The sequence below is a fragment of the Streptomyces sp. NBC_01233 genome (assembly GCF_035989305.1).
GTDB lineage: Bacteria > Actinomycetota > Actinomycetes > Streptomycetales > Streptomycetaceae > Streptomyces.
Window position 1 is genome coordinate 7,814,076 of the sequence record NZ_CP108514.1, and the last position, 18,777, is coordinate 7,832,852.

The 18,777-nt window shown below is 67.0% G+C and carries 13 protein-coding genes and 9 pseudogenes; 13 read left to right on the forward strand and 9 right to left on the reverse strand.

Features of this window, described 5'->3' with window-relative positions; translation table 11 throughout:
- Positions 1-496: 496 nt before the first annotated feature.
- From OG332_RS36570 to OG332_RS36585, 4 genes and pseudogenes are all read right to left on the reverse strand, one after another.
- Complete coding sequence (locus tag OG332_RS36570; protein WP_327419484.1) at positions 497-2,113, reverse strand: IS1182 family transposase; 1,617 nt, start codon at positions 2,111-2,113, stop codon at positions 497-499.
- Between the two features lie 200 nt (positions 2,114-2,313).
- A complete protein-coding gene (locus OG332_RS36575) occupies positions 2,314-3,666 on the reverse strand; it encodes an NF041680 family putative transposase (protein WP_327417469.1) in 1,353 nt (450 codons plus the stop codon).
- Between the two features lie 23 nt (positions 3,667-3,689).
- A pseudogene (locus tag OG332_RS36580) lies at positions 3,690-4,544 on the reverse strand (IS256 family transposase); the annotation flags it as partial.
- A 96-nt stretch (positions 4,545-4,640) separates the two neighbouring features.
- Positions 4,641-6,268, reverse strand: a pseudogene (locus tag OG332_RS36585) (IS4 family transposase).
- On the opposite strand from OG332_RS36585, the gene OG332_RS36590 reads away from it, so the two are divergent.
- Together OG332_RS36590 and OG332_RS36595 are read left to right on the forward strand one after the other, a co-directional pair.
- The gene (locus tag OG332_RS36590) at positions 6,194-6,697 is read left to right on the forward strand and encodes a transposase (RefSeq protein WP_327411595.1); all 504 of its coding nucleotides are present in this window, start codon (positions 6,194-6,196) and stop codon (positions 6,695-6,697) included. The pseudogene OG332_RS36585 and the gene OG332_RS36590 sit on opposite strands and share 75 nt — an antisense overlap.
- On the forward strand, positions 6,694-7,260 hold the full coding sequence (locus tag OG332_RS36595; protein ID WP_327417470.1) for an IS3 family transposase: 567 nt from the start codon (positions 6,694-6,696) through the stop codon (positions 7,258-7,260). Before OG332_RS36590 ends, OG332_RS36595 begins: the two co-directional genes overlap by 4 nt.
- Positions 7,261-7,334: 74 nt before the next feature.
- On the opposite strand, the pseudogene OG332_RS36600 reads toward OG332_RS36595, so the two are convergent.
- From OG332_RS36600 to OG332_RS36610, 4 pseudogenes are all read right to left on the reverse strand, one after another.
- Positions 7,335-8,236, reverse strand: a pseudogene (locus OG332_RS36600) (transposase); the annotation flags it as partial.
- A 33-nt stretch (positions 8,237-8,269) separates the two neighbouring features.
- Positions 8,270-9,181 (reverse strand): annotated as a pseudogene (locus OG332_RS36605) (IS3 family transposase); the annotation flags it as partial.
- Positions 9,182-9,248: 67 nt separating this feature from the next.
- Positions 9,249-9,470, reverse strand: a pseudogene (locus tag OG332_RS47960) (transposase); the annotation flags it as partial.
- A gap of 67 nt (positions 9,471-9,537) precedes the next feature.
- Positions 9,538-10,266, reverse strand: a pseudogene (locus tag OG332_RS36610) (transposase domain-containing protein); the annotation flags it as partial.
- On the opposite strand from OG332_RS36610, the gene OG332_RS36615 reads away from it, so the two are divergent.
- From OG332_RS36615 to OG332_RS36625, 3 genes are all read left to right on the forward strand, one after another.
- Positions 10,192-10,695 (forward strand): transposase, encoded by a 504-nt coding sequence (locus OG332_RS36615; protein WP_327411595.1) that lies wholly within the window; start codon positions 10,192-10,194, stop codon positions 10,693-10,695. The pseudogene OG332_RS36610 and the gene OG332_RS36615 sit on opposite strands and share 75 nt — an antisense overlap.
- Positions 10,692-11,612, forward strand: coding sequence for an IS3 family transposase (locus tag OG332_RS36620; RefSeq protein WP_327411594.1), 921 nt, complete (start codon positions 10,692-10,694; stop codon positions 11,610-11,612). Before OG332_RS36615 ends, OG332_RS36620 begins: the two co-directional genes overlap by 4 nt.
- Positions 11,613-11,713: 101 nt before the next feature.
- Positions 11,714-12,031 (forward strand): IS3 family transposase, encoded by a 318-nt coding sequence (locus tag OG332_RS36625; protein ID WP_327417471.1) that lies wholly within the window; start codon positions 11,714-11,716, stop codon positions 12,029-12,031.
- Positions 12,032-12,062: 31 nt separating this feature from the next.
- On the opposite strand, the pseudogene OG332_RS36630 reads toward OG332_RS36625, so the two are convergent.
- Positions 12,063-12,461 (reverse strand): annotated as a pseudogene (locus OG332_RS36630) (transposase); the annotation flags it as partial.
- 517 nt (positions 12,462-12,978) lie between these two features.
- On the opposite strand from OG332_RS36630, the pseudogene OG332_RS36635 reads away from it, so the two are divergent.
- The 8 genes and pseudogenes from OG332_RS36635 to OG332_RS36670 form a co-directional block, all read left to right on the forward strand.
- Positions 12,979-13,357: pseudogene (locus tag OG332_RS36635) on the forward strand (ISL3 family transposase); the annotation flags it as partial.
- Positions 13,358-13,507: 150 nt separating this feature from the next.
- Entirely contained in the window at positions 13,508-13,807 is a 300-nt protein-coding gene (locus OG332_RS36640; RefSeq protein ID WP_327419589.1) for a hypothetical protein, read from the forward strand.
- Between the two features lie 243 nt (positions 13,808-14,050).
- Positions 14,051-14,257 (forward strand): annotated as a pseudogene (locus OG332_RS36645) (IS30 family transposase); the annotation flags it as partial.
- A gap of 162 nt (positions 14,258-14,419) precedes the next feature.
- Entirely contained in the window at positions 14,420-14,749 is a 330-nt protein-coding gene (locus tag OG332_RS36650) for a transposase (protein WP_062760722.1), read from the forward strand.
- Entirely contained in the window at positions 14,746-15,657 is a 912-nt protein-coding gene (locus tag OG332_RS36655; RefSeq protein WP_327417426.1) for an IS3 family transposase, read from the forward strand. The genes OG332_RS36650 and OG332_RS36655 overlap by 4 nt, the downstream gene beginning before the upstream one ends.
- A gap of 407 nt (positions 15,658-16,064) precedes the next feature.
- Complete coding sequence (locus OG332_RS36660; protein ID WP_327417472.1) at positions 16,065-16,949, forward strand: ISAs1 family transposase; 885 nt, start codon at positions 16,065-16,067, stop codon at positions 16,947-16,949.
- On the forward strand, positions 16,946-17,215 hold the full coding sequence (locus tag OG332_RS36665; RefSeq protein WP_327412651.1) for a hypothetical protein: 270 nt from the start codon (positions 16,946-16,948) through the stop codon (positions 17,213-17,215). Before OG332_RS36660 ends, OG332_RS36665 begins: the two co-directional genes overlap by 4 nt.
- Before the next feature lie 213 nt (positions 17,216-17,428).
- Entirely contained in the window at positions 17,429-18,451 is a 1,023-nt protein-coding gene (locus OG332_RS36670; RefSeq protein ID WP_327417473.1) for a radical SAM protein, read from the forward strand.
- The last annotated feature ends 326 nt before the right edge of the window (positions 18,452-18,777 follow it).

Genomic DNA, 18,777 nt, shown 5'->3' on the forward strand with positions numbered 1-18,777 from the left:
CCATGATTTCAAATGAAATTGAAGGCCGTGGGGGCTGGGCTGTGGTGAGCCTTGGTACGGTACGTCGAAATCACCACCCATTGTGAGCCGCTAACTCGAAGACATGGCAAGCGAGTTGTTGGCTGGCGGCGCCTTCGAATGGAGGTAACCGTGATCGACAGACGGTGTCGGCGCCCTGGATGCCGGTTCGCGCGCGGACGGACAGTGAACAAAACCTCTCGACCCCGCCCGTGCTGCTCGCCCGAGTGCGTCGCCTGGTTGCGATGGGCCCGCAGAGTCGCGTCCTGGGATCCAGGACCGGCCGCTGAGGCGGAGGCACGTGAGCTCTTGGAGATCGCGCGCGCTCTGGACCAGCGCCTTGCTCCGGATGAGTTCGTACCGGGATTCTCGGTGGAGATCAACTGGTCCTGGGTGTACGACACCTCACCGGTCTGACCTGATTCGGGCGGTCTTCCCCATCAGCTTGACTCTGTCGGGGATCTTGGAGTTTCCGAGGTCAGCTGCCGAGGGTTCGCCAGGACTTCAGCCGGGGGATCTCGTGCTGATCGAGGTAGTTCTGGAAGGCGGTCGGCTGGCGGGGTGGGTGTGTTTCCCCGGTCGGTGGCAGTCCGCTGAGGCGCTCGATGTTGACGGCGATGGCAGTCAGAACGTGCTGAAGGTGGGCCTTGCCCTGTCCTCGGTAGCGGCAGCGTCGCATGCCGTGGCCGTGGACGAACTCGTTGACCGTGCCTTCCACTCCGGAGCGCACCGCGTAGCGGGTCTTCCACTCGGGCGTCTGTTGCTCGGTGCGGACGCGGAGTTGCAGGTCGCGGAGTGCGCGTGGGGGAAAGCCGACGTTGCGGGCGCTTTCTCGGGAGGTGGTGCACTGGGCGCGGACCGGGCAGGGCCGGCACTGGCCCTTGGTGAACCGTGCCACGATCAGCGGGGCCGCGGTGGGCGAGGAGGTCGGGTAGGGGCCGTGCCAGCCCCGGCTGACCTGGCCCTGGGGGCAGGTCACCTGTCGGCGGTCGAAGTCGATGTGGAAGTCGTCCCGGCTGAAGCCTTCGTTCCTTCGGTGCTGGCGGGTGGGGTTGCCCGGCAGCGGCCCGGTGACGGTGACCTCGTGCTGTCGGGCGGCCTGGTCCAGGTGGACCAGGGAGGTGTAGCCGCTGTCGACGAGGTGCTCGGCAGGCAGCAGGCCGCGGTGGTGCAGGCGGGTGTGGATGCCGGGCAGGACCTGGCTGTCGTGCGTGGTGGCCGCGGTGGTGGCCACGTCCGTGATCACGTTGGGGGCGTCGGGGGCACAGGTCTCGGTCAGGTGAGCGGAGAACCCTTTCCAGCTGATGATGTGTCCGTGGCGTGCGTAGCGGGCCGAGGTGTCGTAGGGAGAGACGATCGCCCGGGACGAGGGCGGCAGCCCGGGCCCGCCGTCCTCGTCGGTGCGCCAGAGCAGGCGGCCTGCGGCGTCGCGGTAGTAGTTCTGCACCATGATCTGGCGCAGGGCCTGGACGCGGGGGCCGGACGCTCGGTCTGCCCCGTGCTGGTAGAGGCGTTCCAGGAGCCGGAGAGCGTCGTTGCCGGTGGCGAGGATCCTGGTCTTGGGGCGGGTGGGGTTCTTGCCCAGGCGGACCGGGCGGCCGTAGCGGCGCCCCCATTCCTCATCGACCAGATCGTCCAGCAGGTGCCCGGCGGTGCGGGCGACTTCTTCCAGCACGGCACGGACGGCCTCGGTGACCAGTTCCAGCCGGGTCAGGTCGCGCATCGCGGCCAGGACGTGGGTGGAGTCGGTGCGCTGCGTGGTGCGCTCGCGTACGAGTCCGGCCTCCTTCAGGCGGGCGAGCGCGAGGTCGAGCAGACGGTCGGCGCGGTCGTCCTGGGCGAGGCGCTCGCGGAAGTCGGCCAGCACGCTGTGGTGGAAGCCGGGATCGTCCAGATCCATGGCCAGCGCGTACTTGAAATCGATGCGGCACCGGACCGCTTCCGCTGCCTGCCGGTCCGACAGACCAAGCAGGAACTGCAGCACACAGACGGTGGCCAGTTGGGCGGGCGAGATGCCGGGGCGTCCGTCGCGCGGGTACCAGCCCGCGAAGTCCTCATCGCACCACAGCCCGTCCAGCCGGTCTCTCACCCACATCGCCGTCGTACCGCCCGGGTTGCTCGCCCGCGCGATCTGCGAGGTCAGAGACGGGACTTGCTCACCGGAACGGGGACGGAGCGACAACGGGCACCTCGACAACTGCATCGGTCAACGGAACGACCCGAGCTTGCCTCCTGATCACGCTGTCGCGCCGGGAAACCCCAAGATCCCCGACAGAGTCAAGCTGAGCTTGACGTTTAACGTCGCTGGGCTTGGTGTTCCTTGATCGATTCGGCGCGTTTGACCGTCTTGCCGACGTTGTGGTGCCTGGCCTGGTGCTTGTTCTTCGAGCCCGGGGGTCGTCCAGGGCCCGGGCGAGACGGTTTCGGTGCGGCCGCCGGGCGGACCGCCGTCGCTCGGACGTTGCGAAACCCCCGCCTCACTCGGGCGGGGGTGAGGCGGCGGGGTTCGACTCGCCGCTCCCAGGGACGCCGGAGGTCCTCGGCGAGGGGGCGAGCGAGGCGGAGCTGGGTGTGGGCGGCGATGATCAGCCAGGTCCACAGGTCGGCTGTGTCCGCGCGGCGGACCTTCGGCGCGGTCCAGCCGAGGGTCTGCTTCATCAGTCGGAAGGTGTGCTCCAGGTCGAAGCGGCGGAGGAACGACTGCCACCACCGGTCCACATCTGTCGGCGCGGCCGAGGTGGCGGAGCACCACAGCCAGACCGGCTTCGGATCGCGATCGCCCGGCAGGTACTCAACCTGCAGCCGCACCAACGTGCCGTGCAGGACGGGCAGTTCCTCTTCCGCGTGCTCCAGCCAGGGGCCACGGTGGGTGAGCCTGGGATGCATCCGGTCCCATGCCGTCGCCTCCGCCTTGCCGTAGCGGGTGGTGTCCGTGGCGGTGGTGACGTCGGGCTCGTGCCAGGTGTCGGGCTTGGGGAAGGACAGGACGCCGCCGTGCCTGCGGGGTCGCCCGCCCTTCGGTCCCGAGCGGGCGGGGCCCGGGTCGCGGAGCATGACGCGGTCCGAGCGCAGTCGTCCGAGCAGCGCGACGGGCAGGTCCCTCAATGCGTGGGAGAGGTAGGCGACGTCGTAGCCGGAGTCCATCACGATCAGGATCTCGGGGTCACCGGGCTTCCAGTGGCTGGCGCTGACCAGGCGTTCTACGACCTCGCGCAGTTGGGCGGCGGTCACGAGCGTGGCGTCGTCCGCAGGCCCGAGGCGCACGGCGTCAAGGAGTTGGCACCAGGAGGTGCGGCCGGGCTCCAGCGCGGCGACGAAGGAGTAGGGCCAGCCCGGGATGAGCTGGTCCGCGCTGCGGTCTCCGCGTCCGTAGACGTGGCAGAACAGCCGGTCGTCGCTGGTGGGAGCGTCGGGGCGGAGCCAGTTGCTCACGTCCACGGCCAGTACGATCCGCCCGTCGGCCGCCTTCGGCAGAGGTAGGTCTGCCAGGGCACGACGCAGACGCGTCGGTTCGATCCAGCCTCGGTCCAGCGCCGAGTACAAGGCGCCGTGTCCGCGCTGGTGCTCGGCCGTCAGCGACAGCTCGACCAGGGTGTCCACCGGCCCGTCCGCACACAGCACCGCGTCGGTGAGCTCGAAGAGGGTCATGTCCCCCTTCGTGGTGTAGCCGATCACTCGGTGGGCGCGTTGGTGGCGTTGGGTGGTGCGGGGGCGCTTTTAGGGAGCTCGGTGGGGTAGATCTCGTCCATGCTTCCCTCGGGCAGGTAGCGGCGGGGGAAGGCGATCCATTCGTCGTGCAGTTCGAAGAGCACGGCTGTGACCAGTCGCAGGAGGGCGTCGTCGTTGGGGAAGACCTGGACGACGTCGGTGCGGCGCTTGATCTCGCGGTTGATCCGTTCGAGCGGGTTGGTGGACTGGATCTTCTTCCAGTGCCGTTCCGGGAAGGCCGCGAAGGCGGTCAGGTCGTCCTTGGCGTCCAGGAGCATCTGTTTGACCTTGGGGAACTGCTTGCCGAGCATCTCGGCGACGGTGTCGAGCTGGGTGCGGACCGCGTCCTGGGTGGGCTGGGCGAAGACTGTGCGGATGGTTGCGGCGACCATCTCGGTCGCCTCCTTCGGAATCACCGCGAAGACATTTCGCAGAAAATGAACACGGCATCTCTGCCACGCGGCGCCGAGCATGACCTTGCGGATCGCCTTGACCAGGCCGGAATGGCTGTCGGACAGGACCAGGCGGACCCCGGTCAGGCCGCGTTCGCGCAGGGAGCGCAGGAACTCGGCCCAGAACGCCTCGGTCTCGCTGTCGCCGACCATGACGCCCAGGACCTCGCGGCCGCCGTCCTCGGTGATCCCGGTGGCGACGACCACGGCGCGAGAGACGATCTGGTGGTTCACGCGTGCCTTGCAGTAGGTGGCGTCCAGGTACATGTAGGGGAAGCGGGTGTGGTCCAGCGGCCGGGTGCGGAAGGCGGTCAGCGGCTCGTCCAGGTCCGCGCAGATCCGGGAGACCTCGCTCTTTGAGCTTCCCCCGAGATGCGGGGATGGGTGACAGAGGGTCAGATGGGTCTCATGAGAGGAGCCCAGACGATGCCTGCGCCGAGGAAGTATCCCAAGACCACGGAGTTATGGCTTGTCCGGCGCTGTCAACAGGGGCGGGGACAGGGGCTTGTGGAGGTTGGGGTGGTCCACTCGGGGTCGAGGGTGTAGAGGCCCCGGCCGGTGCGGCGGAGGATTCCTTCGCGGACCCAGCGTCCCAGTTCTGCGCGTAGTCCTTGGGGATCCTCCAGTCCGATACCGCGGGCGATTTCACATGCGCGCCAGGTGCGGTGGGGATCGGTTCGCAGGAGTTGCAGTGTGCGGTCGCGGCGTCCGTCGGGGCCTGGGCCAGCGGAGGGGTTCACGGTGACACTGATGCTGGTGATCCTGGATGCGCCCAGGACTTGTGCCTGGTGGGGCGGGGCGGCGTAGCGGGAGATCGGGCATTTGACGCGGCGTGGGTTGACGCGGGCCCGGCGGGGTGGGAGCAGATCGTGCAGCAGGGCCGGTGTGATTCGTCCCGGTCCGGTGTCGGGCAGTACGTCGGCTGCGGCGATGAGCTGGTCTTTTGCGGTCTCCAGGGCGACGGTGAAGGAGGCGCGGTCCGGGTCGGTGCCGGGGAGGGTCTCGACGGCCTCGGCCATCGCGCGGCGCAGTGCCTGGTAGACGGTCAGGTGAGCCCAGAGTTCTTGTTGGATCCCGGTCGCGTCCTGGGATCGCAGCACCAGGCCGTGCTGCAGGGTGTGCCGAAGCGAGTAGAACGCGGACTCGATCTCCCATCGCTCGTGGTAGAGCTCCACCAGCTCTGCGGCGGGGTAGCGACGGTGATCGGTCAGCGTGGTGGCCAGTCGGTAGTGGCCTTCCAGCCTCAGCCCTTTGGCGGTCGTCACCGCGATGTGCGCATCGATGATCCTCAGCCGGGTCCCGTTGATCCTGGTCAGGAATGACCCGTCCGGCAGTAGTGCCCAGCGTGCGGGTGTCCGGGTTCCCTTGAGGCGTACCAGCAGCTGGGCGCCGGTGGCCGCGGCCTTCGCGAGGAAGTCGTCGGAGTCGAAGCCCCGGTCGTTGAGCAGCAGCATCCTGTTGTCCAGCAGTGGTAGCAGCTGCTCGGCGTAGCCGGTCTCCTTCTCGGGCGTCGGTCCGAAGACCGCACCGAGCAGGGCCCGGGTTCCGGTCTCGCACAGCACCATGATCTTCAGCATCGGATATCCGTCCGTGCCGTAACGATGCTTGTGTTTGCCCAGCCAGGCGCAGACTCGCGGCCGGTCAGGGGCCTTGGTGGAGCTGCAGCCGTCGAAGGCGACTGTGCGCCAGCACCTGTATCGCACCCCTGGTGTGATCGGCTGTGCCACGGGACCGGCCAGTGTCTCGAAGAGCAGCCGCAGCGGCGCGGCGCCCAGCCGCCGGCGCACCTCTCGCAGCGCCTTCTCCGACGGACGCGGTGGAAGGAGCCCGCGCAGGCCGCAGGTGAGTTTGTCCCACACCCGCATGTAGCCCAGCTGCGGGAAGAGAACCAGTGCCAGCACGAAGTAGACACCCACCCTCGACGGCAGCAGCCTCAGCCTCCGCTGGGTTCCGCCAGTACGTTCCAGCACGTCATCGACCAGTTCAAAGGGCAGGTGCCGGGTCAGCTCGCCCAGATGCCCCGGAGCGAAGACCCCGTCGGCGACGGTGATGGACGACGTGAGCGTGACGGTGGAACACTGAACGGGCAACGGGGCTCCTTCAGGCGGGAAGACCTTGGTCGGCTTCCTCGCTCTACCAGGAGTCCCGTTGCCCTGACCGGCACTTCTCCCAAATACCTCGCCCCTGTTGACAGCGGCCGACAAGCCATAACTCCGTGGTCTTGGAAGTATCCGCTGGAGTTGCGTGAGCGTGCGGTACGGATGTACCGGACCGCCGAGCCGAAGCCCGTGATCCGCCGCATGGCCGAGGAACTCGGCGTGCACCACGAGGCTCTGCGCAACTGGATCCGGCAGGCAGAGGCCGACGCCGGCGAACGCGACGACGTGCTCACCACTGGCGAGCGGGAGGAGCTTGCCGCCCTGCGGAAGGAGAATGCACAGCTCAAGCGTGCGAATGAGGTCCTGCGGACGGCCTCGGCTTTTTTCGCGGCCCAGCTCGACCCGACCCGGCCCAGGTGACGGCGCTCGTTGACGAGCACCCGTATCTGGGGGTCGAGCCCGTACTCCGGGAACTGAACATCCCCTCCTCCACCTACTACCGGTGGCGCCAGGCCGAGACCGAACCGTGCGAACGGCGCCGCCGGGATGCCGAGCTGACCAGCAGGATCCGGCAGGTCCACGAGGAGTCCGGCGGGATCTACGGCTCACCCCGCGTGCACGCCGTCCTCAAGCGTGAGGGCGTCCACGTCGGCAGGAAGCGCGTCGAGCGGCTCATGCGCCAGGCCGGCCTGGCCGGGATCAGTCCCCGCCGGGGCAAGGGTTTCACTCGCCGTGACCCGGACGCCGATCTGGCCCCTGACCTGGTGCAACGCGACTTCACCGCGGCCGGGCCGAACCGGCTGTGGGTTACCGACCTGACCATGATCCCCACCGGGGAGGGGCCGTTGTGGCTGTCCGCGATCCGCGACGCGTTCTCCCGCCGGGTGGTGGCCTGGGAGACCTCCGCCCGCGCCGACGCCGATCTGGTCCTGACCTCGCTGGAATACGCCCTTGAGCTTCCCCCGAGATGCGGGGATGGGTGACAGAGGGTCAGATGGGTCTCATGAGAGGAGCCCAGACGATGCCTGCGCCGAGGAAGTATCCCAAGACCACGGAGTTATGGCTTGTCCGGCGCTGTCAACAGGGGCGGGGACAGGGGCTTGTGGAGGTTGGGGTGGTCCACTCGGGGTCGAGGGTGTAGAGGCCCCGGCCGGTGCGGCGGAGGATTCCTTCGCGGACCCAGCGTCCCAGTTCTGCGCGTAGTCCTTGGGGATCCTCCAGTCCGATACCGCGGGCGATTTCACATGCGCGCCAGGTGCGGTGGGGATCGGTTCGCAGGAGTTGCAGTGTGCGGTCGCGGCGTCCGTCGGGGCCTGGGCCAGCGGAGGGGTTCACGGTGACACTGATGCTGGTGATCCTGGATGCGCCCAGGACTTGTGCCTGGTGGGGCGGGGCGGCGTAGCGGGAGATCGGGCATTTGACGCGGCGTGGGTTGACGCGGGCCCGGCGGGGTGGGAGCAGATCGTGCAGCAGGGCCGGTGTGATTCGTCCCGGTCCGGTGTCGGGCAGTACGTCGGCTGCGGCGATGAGCTGGTCTTTTGCGGTCTCCAGGGCGACGGTGAAGGAGGCGCGGTCCGGGTCGGTGCCGGGGAGGGTCTCGACGGCCTCGGCCATCGCGCGGCGCAGTGCCTGGTAGACGGTCAGGTGAGCCCAGAGTTCTTGTTGGATCCCGGTCGCGTCCTGGGATCGCAGCACCAGGCCGTGCTGCAGGGTGTGCCGAAGCGAGTAGAACGCGGACTCGATCTCCCATCGCTCGTGGTAGAGCTCCACCAGCTCTGCGGCGGGGTAGCGACGGTGATCGGTCAGCGTGGTGGCCAGTCGGTAGTGGCCTTCCAGCCTCAGCCCTTTGGCGGTCGTCACCGCGATGTGCGCATCGATGATCCTCAGCCGGGTCCCGTTGATCCTGGTCAGGAATGACCCGTCCGGCAGTAGTGCCCAGCGTGCGGGTGTCCGGGTTCCTGAAGTTTCCCCGTGATCTTGGACACGGTGTTGTTACGCTGCGAGGGCCTGGTCTTGCCGGTATCGCAGGCGGGTTTCGTGGGGTGTGAGGTAGCCCCAGTGGATGTGCTTGCGTAGGCGGCGTCTGTTGTAGAAGGTCTCGATGAAGTCGAAGATGTCGGCGCGGGCGGTGGCCCGGTCGGGCCAGAAGCGGGTGCCGATCTCTTCTTTCAGGACGGCCCAGAAGCTCTCCGCGGCGGCGTTATCGAAGCAGCTCCCGGTCCGGCCCATACTTTGCCGGTGCCCCAACTTGCTGATTTTTGTGCGGAGTTGACCGGAGGTGTATTCCGATCCGCGGTCACTGTGGATCACACAGCCGGGTTCCAGGCGGCCCAGCGCGGCTGCCATGTCCAGCGCGTCGACGACGAGGTCGGCGCGGTGGTGGTCGGCCATCGAGTACCCGATCACCTCGCGCGTGGCCAGGTCCAGCCACGAGGCGAGGTAGAGCCAGCCCTCGGCGGTGGGGATGTAGGTGATGTCCCCGACGATTTTCGTTCCGGGACGGATGGCGGTGAAGTCCCGGCCGATCAGGTCCGGCGACGGGGCGGCCTTGGTGTCGGCCTTGGTCAGGCCGCGGCGTCCGGTGCGCCGGCTGTTCCCGGCGATGCCGTTCTCCCGCATGACCCGTGCCACCCGCTTACGGTTGACCACCCGGCCCTGCCGGCGCAGTTCGGCGGTGACGCGCGGGACGCCGTAGTTCCGCCGGGAGGCGATGTAGATCACCGTGATCTCGTGTGCCAGGGTCTCATCCGCCCGTCGCCTGGCTTCGCGGGCCTCGGCTCCGGCCACCCACGCGTAGTACGTGGACCGGGCGGTCTTCATCACCGTGCACAGCAGCACGATCGTGTAGTTCGCCTTCTCCGCGTGGATGAACCGGCATATCGTGCTCACCGGTCGCTCTCCTTCGCGAAGAAGGCGGTCGCTTTTTCAGGATCTCGATCGTCTTCGCCTGCTCTACGGTCAGCTTCCGCAGCCGCTTCAGTTCCTCGTCCCGGTCGTCGGCGGCCCGCACGGCGCCGGGTCCCGATCCGTTGTCCTGGGCGGCCCGGGCCTTCTTCACCCAGCCCCGCAGGGACTCCGAGCTGATCCCGAGTTCCCGGGCGACCTCGGTCACCGTCCGGCCCGACGACCGCACGAGCTCGATCGCGTCCCGCTTGTACTCGTCCGAGTACCGCTTCGTGTACTTGCTTCCCACCTGGCACTACTTCCTCTGGAACCTCAGATCCCAGTCTCCAGGTGTCCACGATCAAGGGGAAGCTTCATCCCTTGAGGCGTACCAGCAGCTGGGCGCCGGTGGCCGCGGCCTTCGCGAGGAAGTCGTCGGAGTCGAAGCCCCGGTCGTTGAGCAGCAGCATCCTGTTGTCCAGCAGTGGTAGCAGCTGCTCGGCGTAGCCGGTCTCCTTCTCGGGCGTCGGTCCGAAGACCGCACCGAGCAGGGCCCGGGTTCCGGTCTCGCACAGCACCATGATCTTCAGCATCGGATATCCGTCCGTGCCGTAACGATGCTTGTGTTTGCCCAGCCAGGCGCAGACTCGCGGCCGGTCAGGGGCCTTGGTGGAGCTGCAGCCGTCGAAGGCGACTGTGCGCCAGCACCTGTATCGCACCCCTGGTGTGATCGGCTGTGCCACGGGACCGGCCAGTGTCTCGAAGAGCAGCCGCAGCGGCGCGGCGCCCAGCCGCCGGCGCACCTCTCGCAGCGCCTTCTCCGACGGACGCGGTGGAAGGAGCCCGCGCAGGCCGCAGGTGAGTTTGTCCCACACCCGCATGTAGCCCAGCTGCGGGAAGAGAACCAGTGCCAGCACGAAGTAGACACCCACCCTCGACGGCAGCAGCCTCAGCCTCCGCTGGGTTCCGCCAGTACGTTCCAGCACGTCATCGACCAGTTCAAAGGGCAGGTGCCGGGTCAGCTCGCCCAGATGCCCCGGAGCGAAGACCCCGTCGGCGACGGTGATGGACGACGTGAGCGTGACGGTGGAACACTGAACGGGCAACGGGGCTCCTTCAGGCGGGAAGACCTTGGTCGGCTTCCTCGCTCTACCAGGAGTCCCGTTGCCCTGACCGGCACTTCTCCCAAATACCTCGCCCCTGTTGACAGCGGCCGACAAGCCATAACTCCGTGGTCTTGGAAGTATCCGCTGGAGTTGCGTGAGCGTGCGGTACGGATGTACCGGACCGCCGAGCCGAAGCCCGTGATCCGCCGCATGGCCGAGGAACTCGGCGTGCACCACGAGGCTCTGCGCAACTGGATCCGGCAGGCAGAGGCCGACGCCGGCGAACGCGACGACGTGCTCACCACTGGCGAGCGGGAGGAGCTTGCCGCCCTGCGGAAGGAGAATGCACAGCTCAAGCGTGCGAATGAGGTCCTGCGGACGGCCTCGGCTTTTTTCGCGGCCCAGCTCGACCCGACCCGGCCCAGGTGACGGCGCTCGTTGACGAGCACCCGTATCTGGGGGTCGAGCCCGTACTCCGGGAACTGAACATCCCCTCCTCCACCTACTACCGGTGGCGCCAGGCCGAGACCGAACCGTGCGAACGGCGCCGCCGGGATGCCGAGCTGACCAGCAGGATCCGGCAGGTCCACGAGGAGTCCGGCGGGATCTACGGCTCACCCCGCGTGCACGCCGTCCTCAAGCGTGAGGGCGTCCACGTCGGCAGGAAGCGCGTCGAGCGGCTCATGCGCCAGGCCGGCCTGGCCGGGATCAGTCCCCGCCGGGGCAAGGGTTTCACTCGCCGTGACCCGGACGCCGATCTGGCCCCTGACCTGGTGCAACGCGACTTCACCGCGGCCGGGCCGAACCGGCTGTGGGTTACCGACCTGACCATGATCCCCACCGGGGAGGGGCCGTTGTGGCTGTCCGCGATCCGCGACGCGTTCTCCCGCCGGGTGGTGGCCTGGGAGACCTCCGCCCGCGCCGACGCCGATCTGGTCCTGACCTCGCTGGAATACGCCCTGGCCAGCCGCGAGGTCGCCCCCGGAGAGCTTATTCACCACGCCGACCACGGCTGTCAATACACGTCCGTGAAGCTCACAACACGCCTGGTCAGGGCCGGGATCCAGGCTTCCATGGGCTCGGTCGGCGACTCGTACGACAACGCCCTCGCGGAGAACCTGTGGATGGTCATCAAGACCGAGTGCATCCGCGGCCGCGTCTTCGCCACCAGGGCCGAGGCGAACCTCGCGCTCTTCGAGTACATCGACGGCTTCTACAACCCCCGCCGCATCCAGAAACGGCTCGGCTACCTCAGCCCCATCGAGTACGAGGAGAAGCACTACGCCAACCAGGCAGCGACCGAACAAGTGAACCTGAAACCACGTCAACCCACCCTGACCAGCTAGTCAGCCCCTCCCGCAGTGCGGGGGAACCTCACCTGGCCAGCCGCGAGGTCGCCCCCGGAGAGCTTATTCACCACGCCGACCACGGCTGTCAATACACGTCCGTGAAGCTCACAACACGCCTGGTCAGGGCCGGGATCCAGGCTTCCATGGGCTCGGTCGGCGACTCGTACGACAACGCCCTCGCGGAGAACCTGTGGATGGTCATCAAGACCGAGTGCATCCGCGGCCGCGTCTTCGCCACCAGGGCCGAGGCGAACCTCGCGCTCTTCGAGTACATCGACGGCTTCTACAACCCCCGCCGCATCCAGAAACGGCTCGGCTACCTCAGCCCCATCGAGTACGAGGAGAAGCACTACGCCAACCAGGCAGCGACCGAACAAGTGAACCTGAAACCACGTCAACCCACCCTGACCAGCTAGTCAGCCCCTCCCGCAGTGCGGGGGAACCTCACTTGGAGATCCCGGTGTCCGCGCCCAGGGCCTTGACCAAGTCGTCCACCGACCGGGTGGACACGCCATGGACGTAGGCCTCCACGATGACCGCGTACAGGGCCTGGTCGATCCGGCGCCGGCGCTCCAGCAGGCTGGGGAAGAAGCTTCCGGCGCGCAGTTTGGGGATGGCCAGCTCCAGGTCGCCGGCCTGGGTGGTGAGCGTCTTCTCGCGGTGCCCGTTGCGCAAGGCGGTACGGGCCTCGGTGTGCTCGTTCCAGCCGGCACCGATGTGGGCAGCGGCCTCGGCCTCGATCAGCTCCTGCAGCATCCGCTCGGCGATGCCGCGGACGAGTTCGAGTCCGTCTGCCGAGCGTAGTGACTCCAGCAGGCGTAATAGGTCAGACTGGGACAGGGCCACCTCGCACCTCCGTTGTTGAACTGGCCGTTCAATACGGAGAGTTGCATGGTGGCCCACCTCATGCGCAGAGAGCGCGAGCCCTCCGCGGGTGTGCGCCCGGCGAGCAAGCCCGCGCACACCTCACCCTTGATCGGCTACACCACGTGGCGGGACGCCATCTCGAAGAGCGCGTCGCCCCGGGCGTAGAGGCTCTCGTAGAACTCGACCCGAAAGCGGGACAACAACTCCAATGCCTCACCTGCAGGCACGACGGCGGGCAGACTCACAGGCAGCGGCCGTTCTCTCGCACTTCGTTACTCGACATCTCGAAGCGTGAAGAACGGCCGCGTCTCGTGCGCCCAGGTTCCGGTGATCTCAGCAGGTCGAGTGACCAGCGACGTTAAACGCCAAGCTCAGGCCTTCCCGCCGCCCGAAGGAATTGCCTGTGTGGTGCTGCCGCCAGGCCAAATGGTGAGTGGCGAAAAGTCGTTGTACGGATCAACCACCCGGCCTGGCGTGCGCAACCAGCCTGGCGAGACCGGTGTGCGGGGTGCTGGCAGGGAAGACGAGCGAGTACCACAGCCGGACCATCGCGGATGTGCCGGTCGGCGGCCGGACGGTCGTTCCCACGTCCAGGTGCGACGCTTGGTCTGCCACGTTCTGGGTTGTCGGCAGCAGACCTTCCTTGAATCCTCCCCTCCCCAACGGAGTCCTGAAGGCCGGGGCCTCCTGGGAGAAATTCGGTGAACAGGTCCCCGGACTGTCTGCTCCGGTGCATCCTCGTAACGGCGGTGCCGAGCCCGAGGGCGGTAGGGGTCGACGACTTCGCCCTGCGCCGCCGGCAGCGTTGAGCCGCAGTCATCATCGACGCCGACACCGGTGAGCGCATCGACGTGCTGCCCTACCGTGAGGCCGCCACGGAATCGGGCCAGGAAGCTGACACGGAACCGAGATCGACTACCTTGTGCTGGGTAAATACCTGGTCACGTAGACGGACCAGGCTGCATGATGATCTCGTTCCCCTGATGAGCCACTGTCCCGTTGGCGGGGGAAGAAGGGAGTCTTCCGTGCGTGTCGTCCAAGAGACAACCGACCTCACGACGGTTGTGCAGGACCTGGAAAGGCTGGCCCTGGAACTGCGCGACCCGGGCCGGAAGCGCATCCCGGCGGAGATCAGCGCCGCCTGCGACGCGCTCACCTGCGCGGCCCACCTACTGCGGACGCACCAGGAATTCATGGACGGGAACGACACCCGGACCGATCTCCTGTACGACTCCGTCGCCCTGGCCCGCAGCATGGTCGAGGCGACGAAGTACGTGTGCCGTGAGCGCATGGGATCGCGGCAGGGCGCCGGTGGCGGGATCTGAGGGGGCCCGGCTGGCCCACCGCGCGGCGTTCGGAAGTGCGGTGGCGGTGCTCCTCTGACCCGGTGGCCTGGCGCTGAACCGTTCCTAAAGACTGAGTTGGAGTGAGTCCTGTTGCCAGGACCCGCTTCGCTCAGCCGCGGCGGATTCAATCGGTCGTCGCAACACCTCTGTGAGCTGGAGGTTTGTGATGGGTGTGGGGAATCGGCAGCGGGCGGTGCGGGCGTATCGCGGGCAGGTGCCCCGGAAGCGATCTACCAGGCCCTTTATATCCAGGGCCGAGGGGCGCTCAAGCGTGAGCTGGTCGCCTGCCTGCGTACTGGACGGTCACTGCGCGTCCCGCGGGAACGCTCCAGGCAGAGCGTCCGCGGGCATGTGACCGCCGATGTGCTGATCAGCGAGCGGCCGGCCGAGGCCGAGGACCGTGCCGTCCCGGGCCACTGGGAAGGCGACCGTGCGACACGAAGTTGCACGAATTTGAGTGGACTGACCGATGGGAGAGGCGGCTGATGATGAAGCCGTAGGTGCAGTCACGGGTCCGTGTCCGTATGACCCGTCCCCACTGTCCCTCCCCTCGTAGCGTGGAGTCCGTGATGGCAGGGGAAGTTGGGGTTCATGGGTTCCAAGCAACGGACGTACACGCCTGAGTTTCGTGAGGGTGCTGTACGCATCGTGATCGAGACGGGCAGGCCGATCCCGGAGGTCGCCGAGGAGCTCGGCGTCCACTCCGGCACGCTGCACAGCTGGGTGTCGCGATGGCGGCGCAACGGGTCGGCGTCGTCCGACCGGCCGGCCGAGCCCGCGCCGGGCGGCCGGATGCGCGAAGCCGAGCGCGCCGAGCTGGAGCGGCTACGGCGGGAGATGTCGGAGAAGAACAAGCGGATACGCGAGCTGGAGATGGAGCGTGATGTCCTCAAGCGATGCATGGTCCTCTGGGTGAAGTGACCGGGACGGACCCGGCCGCCCTGGCCGCGTTCATCGGTAACCAGAGGACCGAGCATCGCGTCCCGCACCGTCTGGCCTGCCAGATCCTGGAAGTCTCGGAGTCCTGGTTCTACAAGTGGCGCGACAAGCCCACCACTGCGCGTGAGGTCCGGCGGGGACAGCTGGCCGACGCGATCACGGGGATCTTCGAGGGCTCCGGCGGCACCTATGGTTCCCCGAAGGTCTGGGTCCTTCTGGTCCGCGCGGGCTGGCGGGTCTCGGTGAACACCGTGGCCCGCCTCATGGCCGAACTCGGCCTGGCCGGACGGAAGGTCCGCCACCGGCGGGGGCTGACCCGGCCCGGCAAACGGCCGGCGGCCCCGGACTTCGTGCGCCGTGACTTCACCGCGGACGCTCCGGACCAGGTGTGGTGCGGCGACATGACCGAGATCACCACCGGTGAGGGCAAGCTCTACCTGGCCACCGTCATCGACCTGTTCTCGCGTCGATTGCTCGGCTATGCGATGGGCGCCCGTCACGACGCCGATCTCGTCGTCGCCTCCCTGAACATGGCCACGGCCACCCGCGGCGGTGACGTCAGGGGCGTGATCTTTCACAGCGACCGCGGCAGCGAATACGTCTCCCGGCGCTTTCGCAGGGCCTGTCGCCGCCTGGGCGTGACCCAGTCCATGGGCCGCGTCGGGTCGTGTTTCGACAACGCCGTCAGCGAGGCGTTCAACAGCGTGCTCAAGGTCGAGTACGTCCACCGGCACACCTTCACCACCCGCACCGAGGCCCGGCTGAGGATCGCGACCTGGATCACCGGCTTCTACAACACCCGACGGCTACACAGCGTATGCGAGTACCACAGCCCGATCGACTACGAACGAGACCACCAGGCCGACCCCACCGTGGAGCTGGCCGCTTGAAAGATCTCCACAGCCCGAGGGGATTGACAAAGCCCCCAGGAATGGGAATCGTGGCGGGCCATCATCAGGAAGGCGATCTCCAAGCAGTACATCGCCTTCCCCGACGGCGGCTCACCGGACGATCAACGGCTCCGTCTCCTTCACACCCTTTGTCGACGACGGATTGGAGCCGCCGGACTGACAAATCCCGCACCTTCTCCTGACCGCGAGCCTCTGGGGCTTGCTTGAGCCGTGTGCGGTGAAAGCTGCTTGCACGGTTCTGAGGCAGGGCTGATTCAAAGTCGTGGTCTTGACGAGAAGCGGCTGGTCACGGACGTATGACGATGCGGGAGGCGGCCGCTACGCAGGCAAAGAGGCTCCGGTTGAAGGGTGACCTTCCCAAGTCGCCCTGTACAACCGGAGCCTCGATGTGTCGTCAGTCTGCCATCGTCTGTCTGACCAAGACGCTGTCCCGTCAACACCGCGCCATCCCCGCACCGGCTGAGCGGCTCTGTCATCTGGCCGACCCCCGTGATCGACGCGGACGGCGCCACACCCTGGTCTCCGTCCTGCTAACCGCGGCCAGCGCGGTCCTGGCCGGCGCCCGCTCCTACCTGGCCGTGGGCCAGTGGGCCCGCCACGCTCCCCAGGACACCCTCGAACGCCTCGGCATCCGTCCGGGCGGGCCGTTCGCAGTGCGTCGCGCCCCCTCCGCCTCCACTCTCCGCCGCGTGCTGACCCTGGTATGCCCCGGCGCCCTGGCCGACCTGCTCGGATGCGACCCTGCGGGGGCCGCATCAGTTGCGGTGGACGGCAAGACCGTGCGCGGCTCGCGCATGGATACCGCTCCGGCCGCCCACCTGCCCTCGGCCGTCGTGTCCGGTGGACGCACCGTCAGCCAGCTGCGGGTACCGGACAAGACCACCGAGGTCACCGGCTTTACACGCCTGCTGGCACCGTTCGGCCTGACCGGCGTGGTCGTCACCGCCGACGCCCTGCACACGCACCGCGAACACGCGAAGTGGCTGGTGGAGGCGAAGAAGGCGCACTGCCTGCTGATCGTCAAGGGAAACCAGCCGGGTCTGGCCGCCGCTCTGCGTGCGCTGCCGTGGAAGGAAGTGACCTCCCGCCGCTACGACCGCGAGGCCGGACACGGCCGGCGCGAAACACGCTCGGTCCGCACGCTTACGGTCACCGATCTGGGCCTGGACTTCCCACACGCGGTCCAGGCGGCGAAGATCCTGCGGCACCGCACCGACACATCAAGACCGGCACGGTCACCCGGCAGACTGTCTACGCGATCACCGACATGACGGCCCGTGAGGCGTCGCCACAGGCCATCGGCCGGCTGGCCAGGTCGCAATGGGAAATCGAGGCCCTGCACCATGTCAGGGACGTGACGTTCACCGAGGACGCTTCGAAGATCCGGGCCGGGCACGGACCGGAGAACATGGCCACGCTGCGGAACTTCGCCATCACCACCCTGCGGGACGCGGGCCACCGCAGCATCGCCGCCGGCCTACGGGAAACCTCCTACGCCCCCTTCACACGCCCACTGGACCTCCTCGACCCGGCCTGACCAGCAACCCAACATGATCATCTGGACTTTGAATCAGCCCTGCCCCGGAAGAGGAGCTGCTCATCTTCATGGACACCGGAGGACAGATCGGTCACGAATCGGACTGCGCGGCGGGGGGATCGAACACACCTTTTTCCATTTACGTCCATAGACTCATTTCCCCAGGGCTGGAGCACCCCGCCCGCGGCACACACCAAGCATACGGAGGTACCCGTGGTGTCTGAACTTCCTATTTTTGAGCGCCCGAGTTCCGAGAGAGCACCCGAAGGCCTAGCGGACCTCACGGCCCATCTGTACGCACAGTACGGCCAGAGCAAAGAGATGGGAGAAAGCGCGTCGGACTCCAACCTTCCTCACTTCTTCCTGCTCCGTAAGTTCCTCGGAGAGAATGATCTGCTCACGATTCTCAACACTAAGCGCTGCCGATATCGCTGCCACTTCTGCAATCTTCCTGATAAATCGTCCGCCACGCCTGTCGAAGCGGATTCGATCAAGGCGCAGTTCCGGTTCGTTATCAAAGAGAACAAACACTCCCTGAGTATCCTCGATCGCGTGACCCTGAGTAATGAAGGGTCGGTGCTAGACGCCACTACGCTGCCCCGGGAGGCGTTGCTCGACATAGTCGCGGCGGTGGGACGCCTGAAGCGCGTGAAGACCCTGGTCTTGGAGTCCCGTCTGGAATTCGTCGACGCGGATGAAATTCGACAGATCGCCCTCTTGGCACCTCGCGCAGGGGTCGATATTCTTACCGGATTTGAAACGGTCAGTCCCGAACTGCGCGATAATGTGCTTAAGAAACGAGAGCCGCTGGAACTCTTCCTCTCGGGCCTGGATCAGGTGGGTGAAGCCGGCGCTCATCTGACGGCATATGTACTCTTCAAGCCGTCTCCGGAAATGTCAGATTCCGATGCGATTTCCGAGGCCAATGAATCGATCGCCTATCTGACTGCGGAATGCGCCCGCCGACGGATTCCGTTGACCGTCAGATTGAACCCCATGTATCTGTCGGAGGGGACAGCGTGGAAGAAAAGGGCGCTCGAGTGTGCCCAGTATCAACCGCCTCGCTTGACCGACGCCCTTAGGGTTGCCCGCTCCTGGTCGGAAAGGGGGGTGAAGGTCTATCTAGGTCTCTCCGCCGAGGGTCTCAGCGAACCTCGGGGCACCTACCAGGCCCGTGAGGACTTCAGCCGAGCCCTCCTGAAAGAGGCCATCCTCTTCAACGCCTGCAAGGTTTAGCCGCCATGAACGAGGCAAGGCTCTGGGCGCCGACATCCCTGGCCGCAGCAATCGACTCCGGCTATGCGTGTGTGGAAGGTCGCGCGGTGTACTTCGACATTGCGCAGTCCTGGTGCGCACCAGGAGAGGACCGCATCGGCTACACCACGATCACCCGCCTCGTGGAGTGCGTTCGGGAACTGCACTGGGAACAACAGATCCGGCAGCTTGCGCCGGCCGGCGTGGACAGCATGACCAGGTCCTTGCTCGCAGATTTTACACGACCTGTCAGGGCAGGCCTCCCTATACGGGGTACATACGATCTACTGCGCGTGGGAAACACCTCA

What these genes read in the sequence shown, in the direction of transcription:
- OG332_RS36665 (WP_327412651.1), top strand. Translation starts at nt 16,946, where the DNA reads ATGACGGCCCGTGAGGCGTCGCCACAGGCCATCGGCCGGCTGGCCAGG.
- OG332_RS36575 (WP_327417469.1), bottom strand. Translation starts at nt 3,666, where the DNA reads ATGACCCTCTTCGAGCTCACCGACGCGGTGCTGTGTGCGGACGGGCCG.
- OG332_RS36570 (WP_327419484.1), bottom strand. Translation starts at nt 2,113, where the DNA reads ATGTGGGTGAGAGACCGGCTGGACGGGCTGTGGTGCGATGAGGACTTC.
- OG332_RS36615 (WP_327411595.1), top strand. Translation starts at nt 10,192, where the DNA reads ATGCCCCGGAGCGAAGACCCCGTCGGCGACGGTGATGGACGACGTGAG.
- OG332_RS36650 (WP_062760722.1), top strand. Translation starts at nt 14,420, where the DNA reads ATGGGTTCCAAGCAACGGACGTACACGCCTGAGTTTCGTGAGGGTGCT.
- OG332_RS36590 (WP_327411595.1), top strand. Translation starts at nt 6,194, where the DNA reads ATGCCCCGGAGCGAAGACCCCGTCGGCGACGGTGATGGACGACGTGAG.
- OG332_RS36660 (WP_327417472.1), top strand. Translation starts at nt 16,065, where the DNA reads ATGTGTCGTCAGTCTGCCATCGTCTGTCTGACCAAGACGCTGTCCCGT.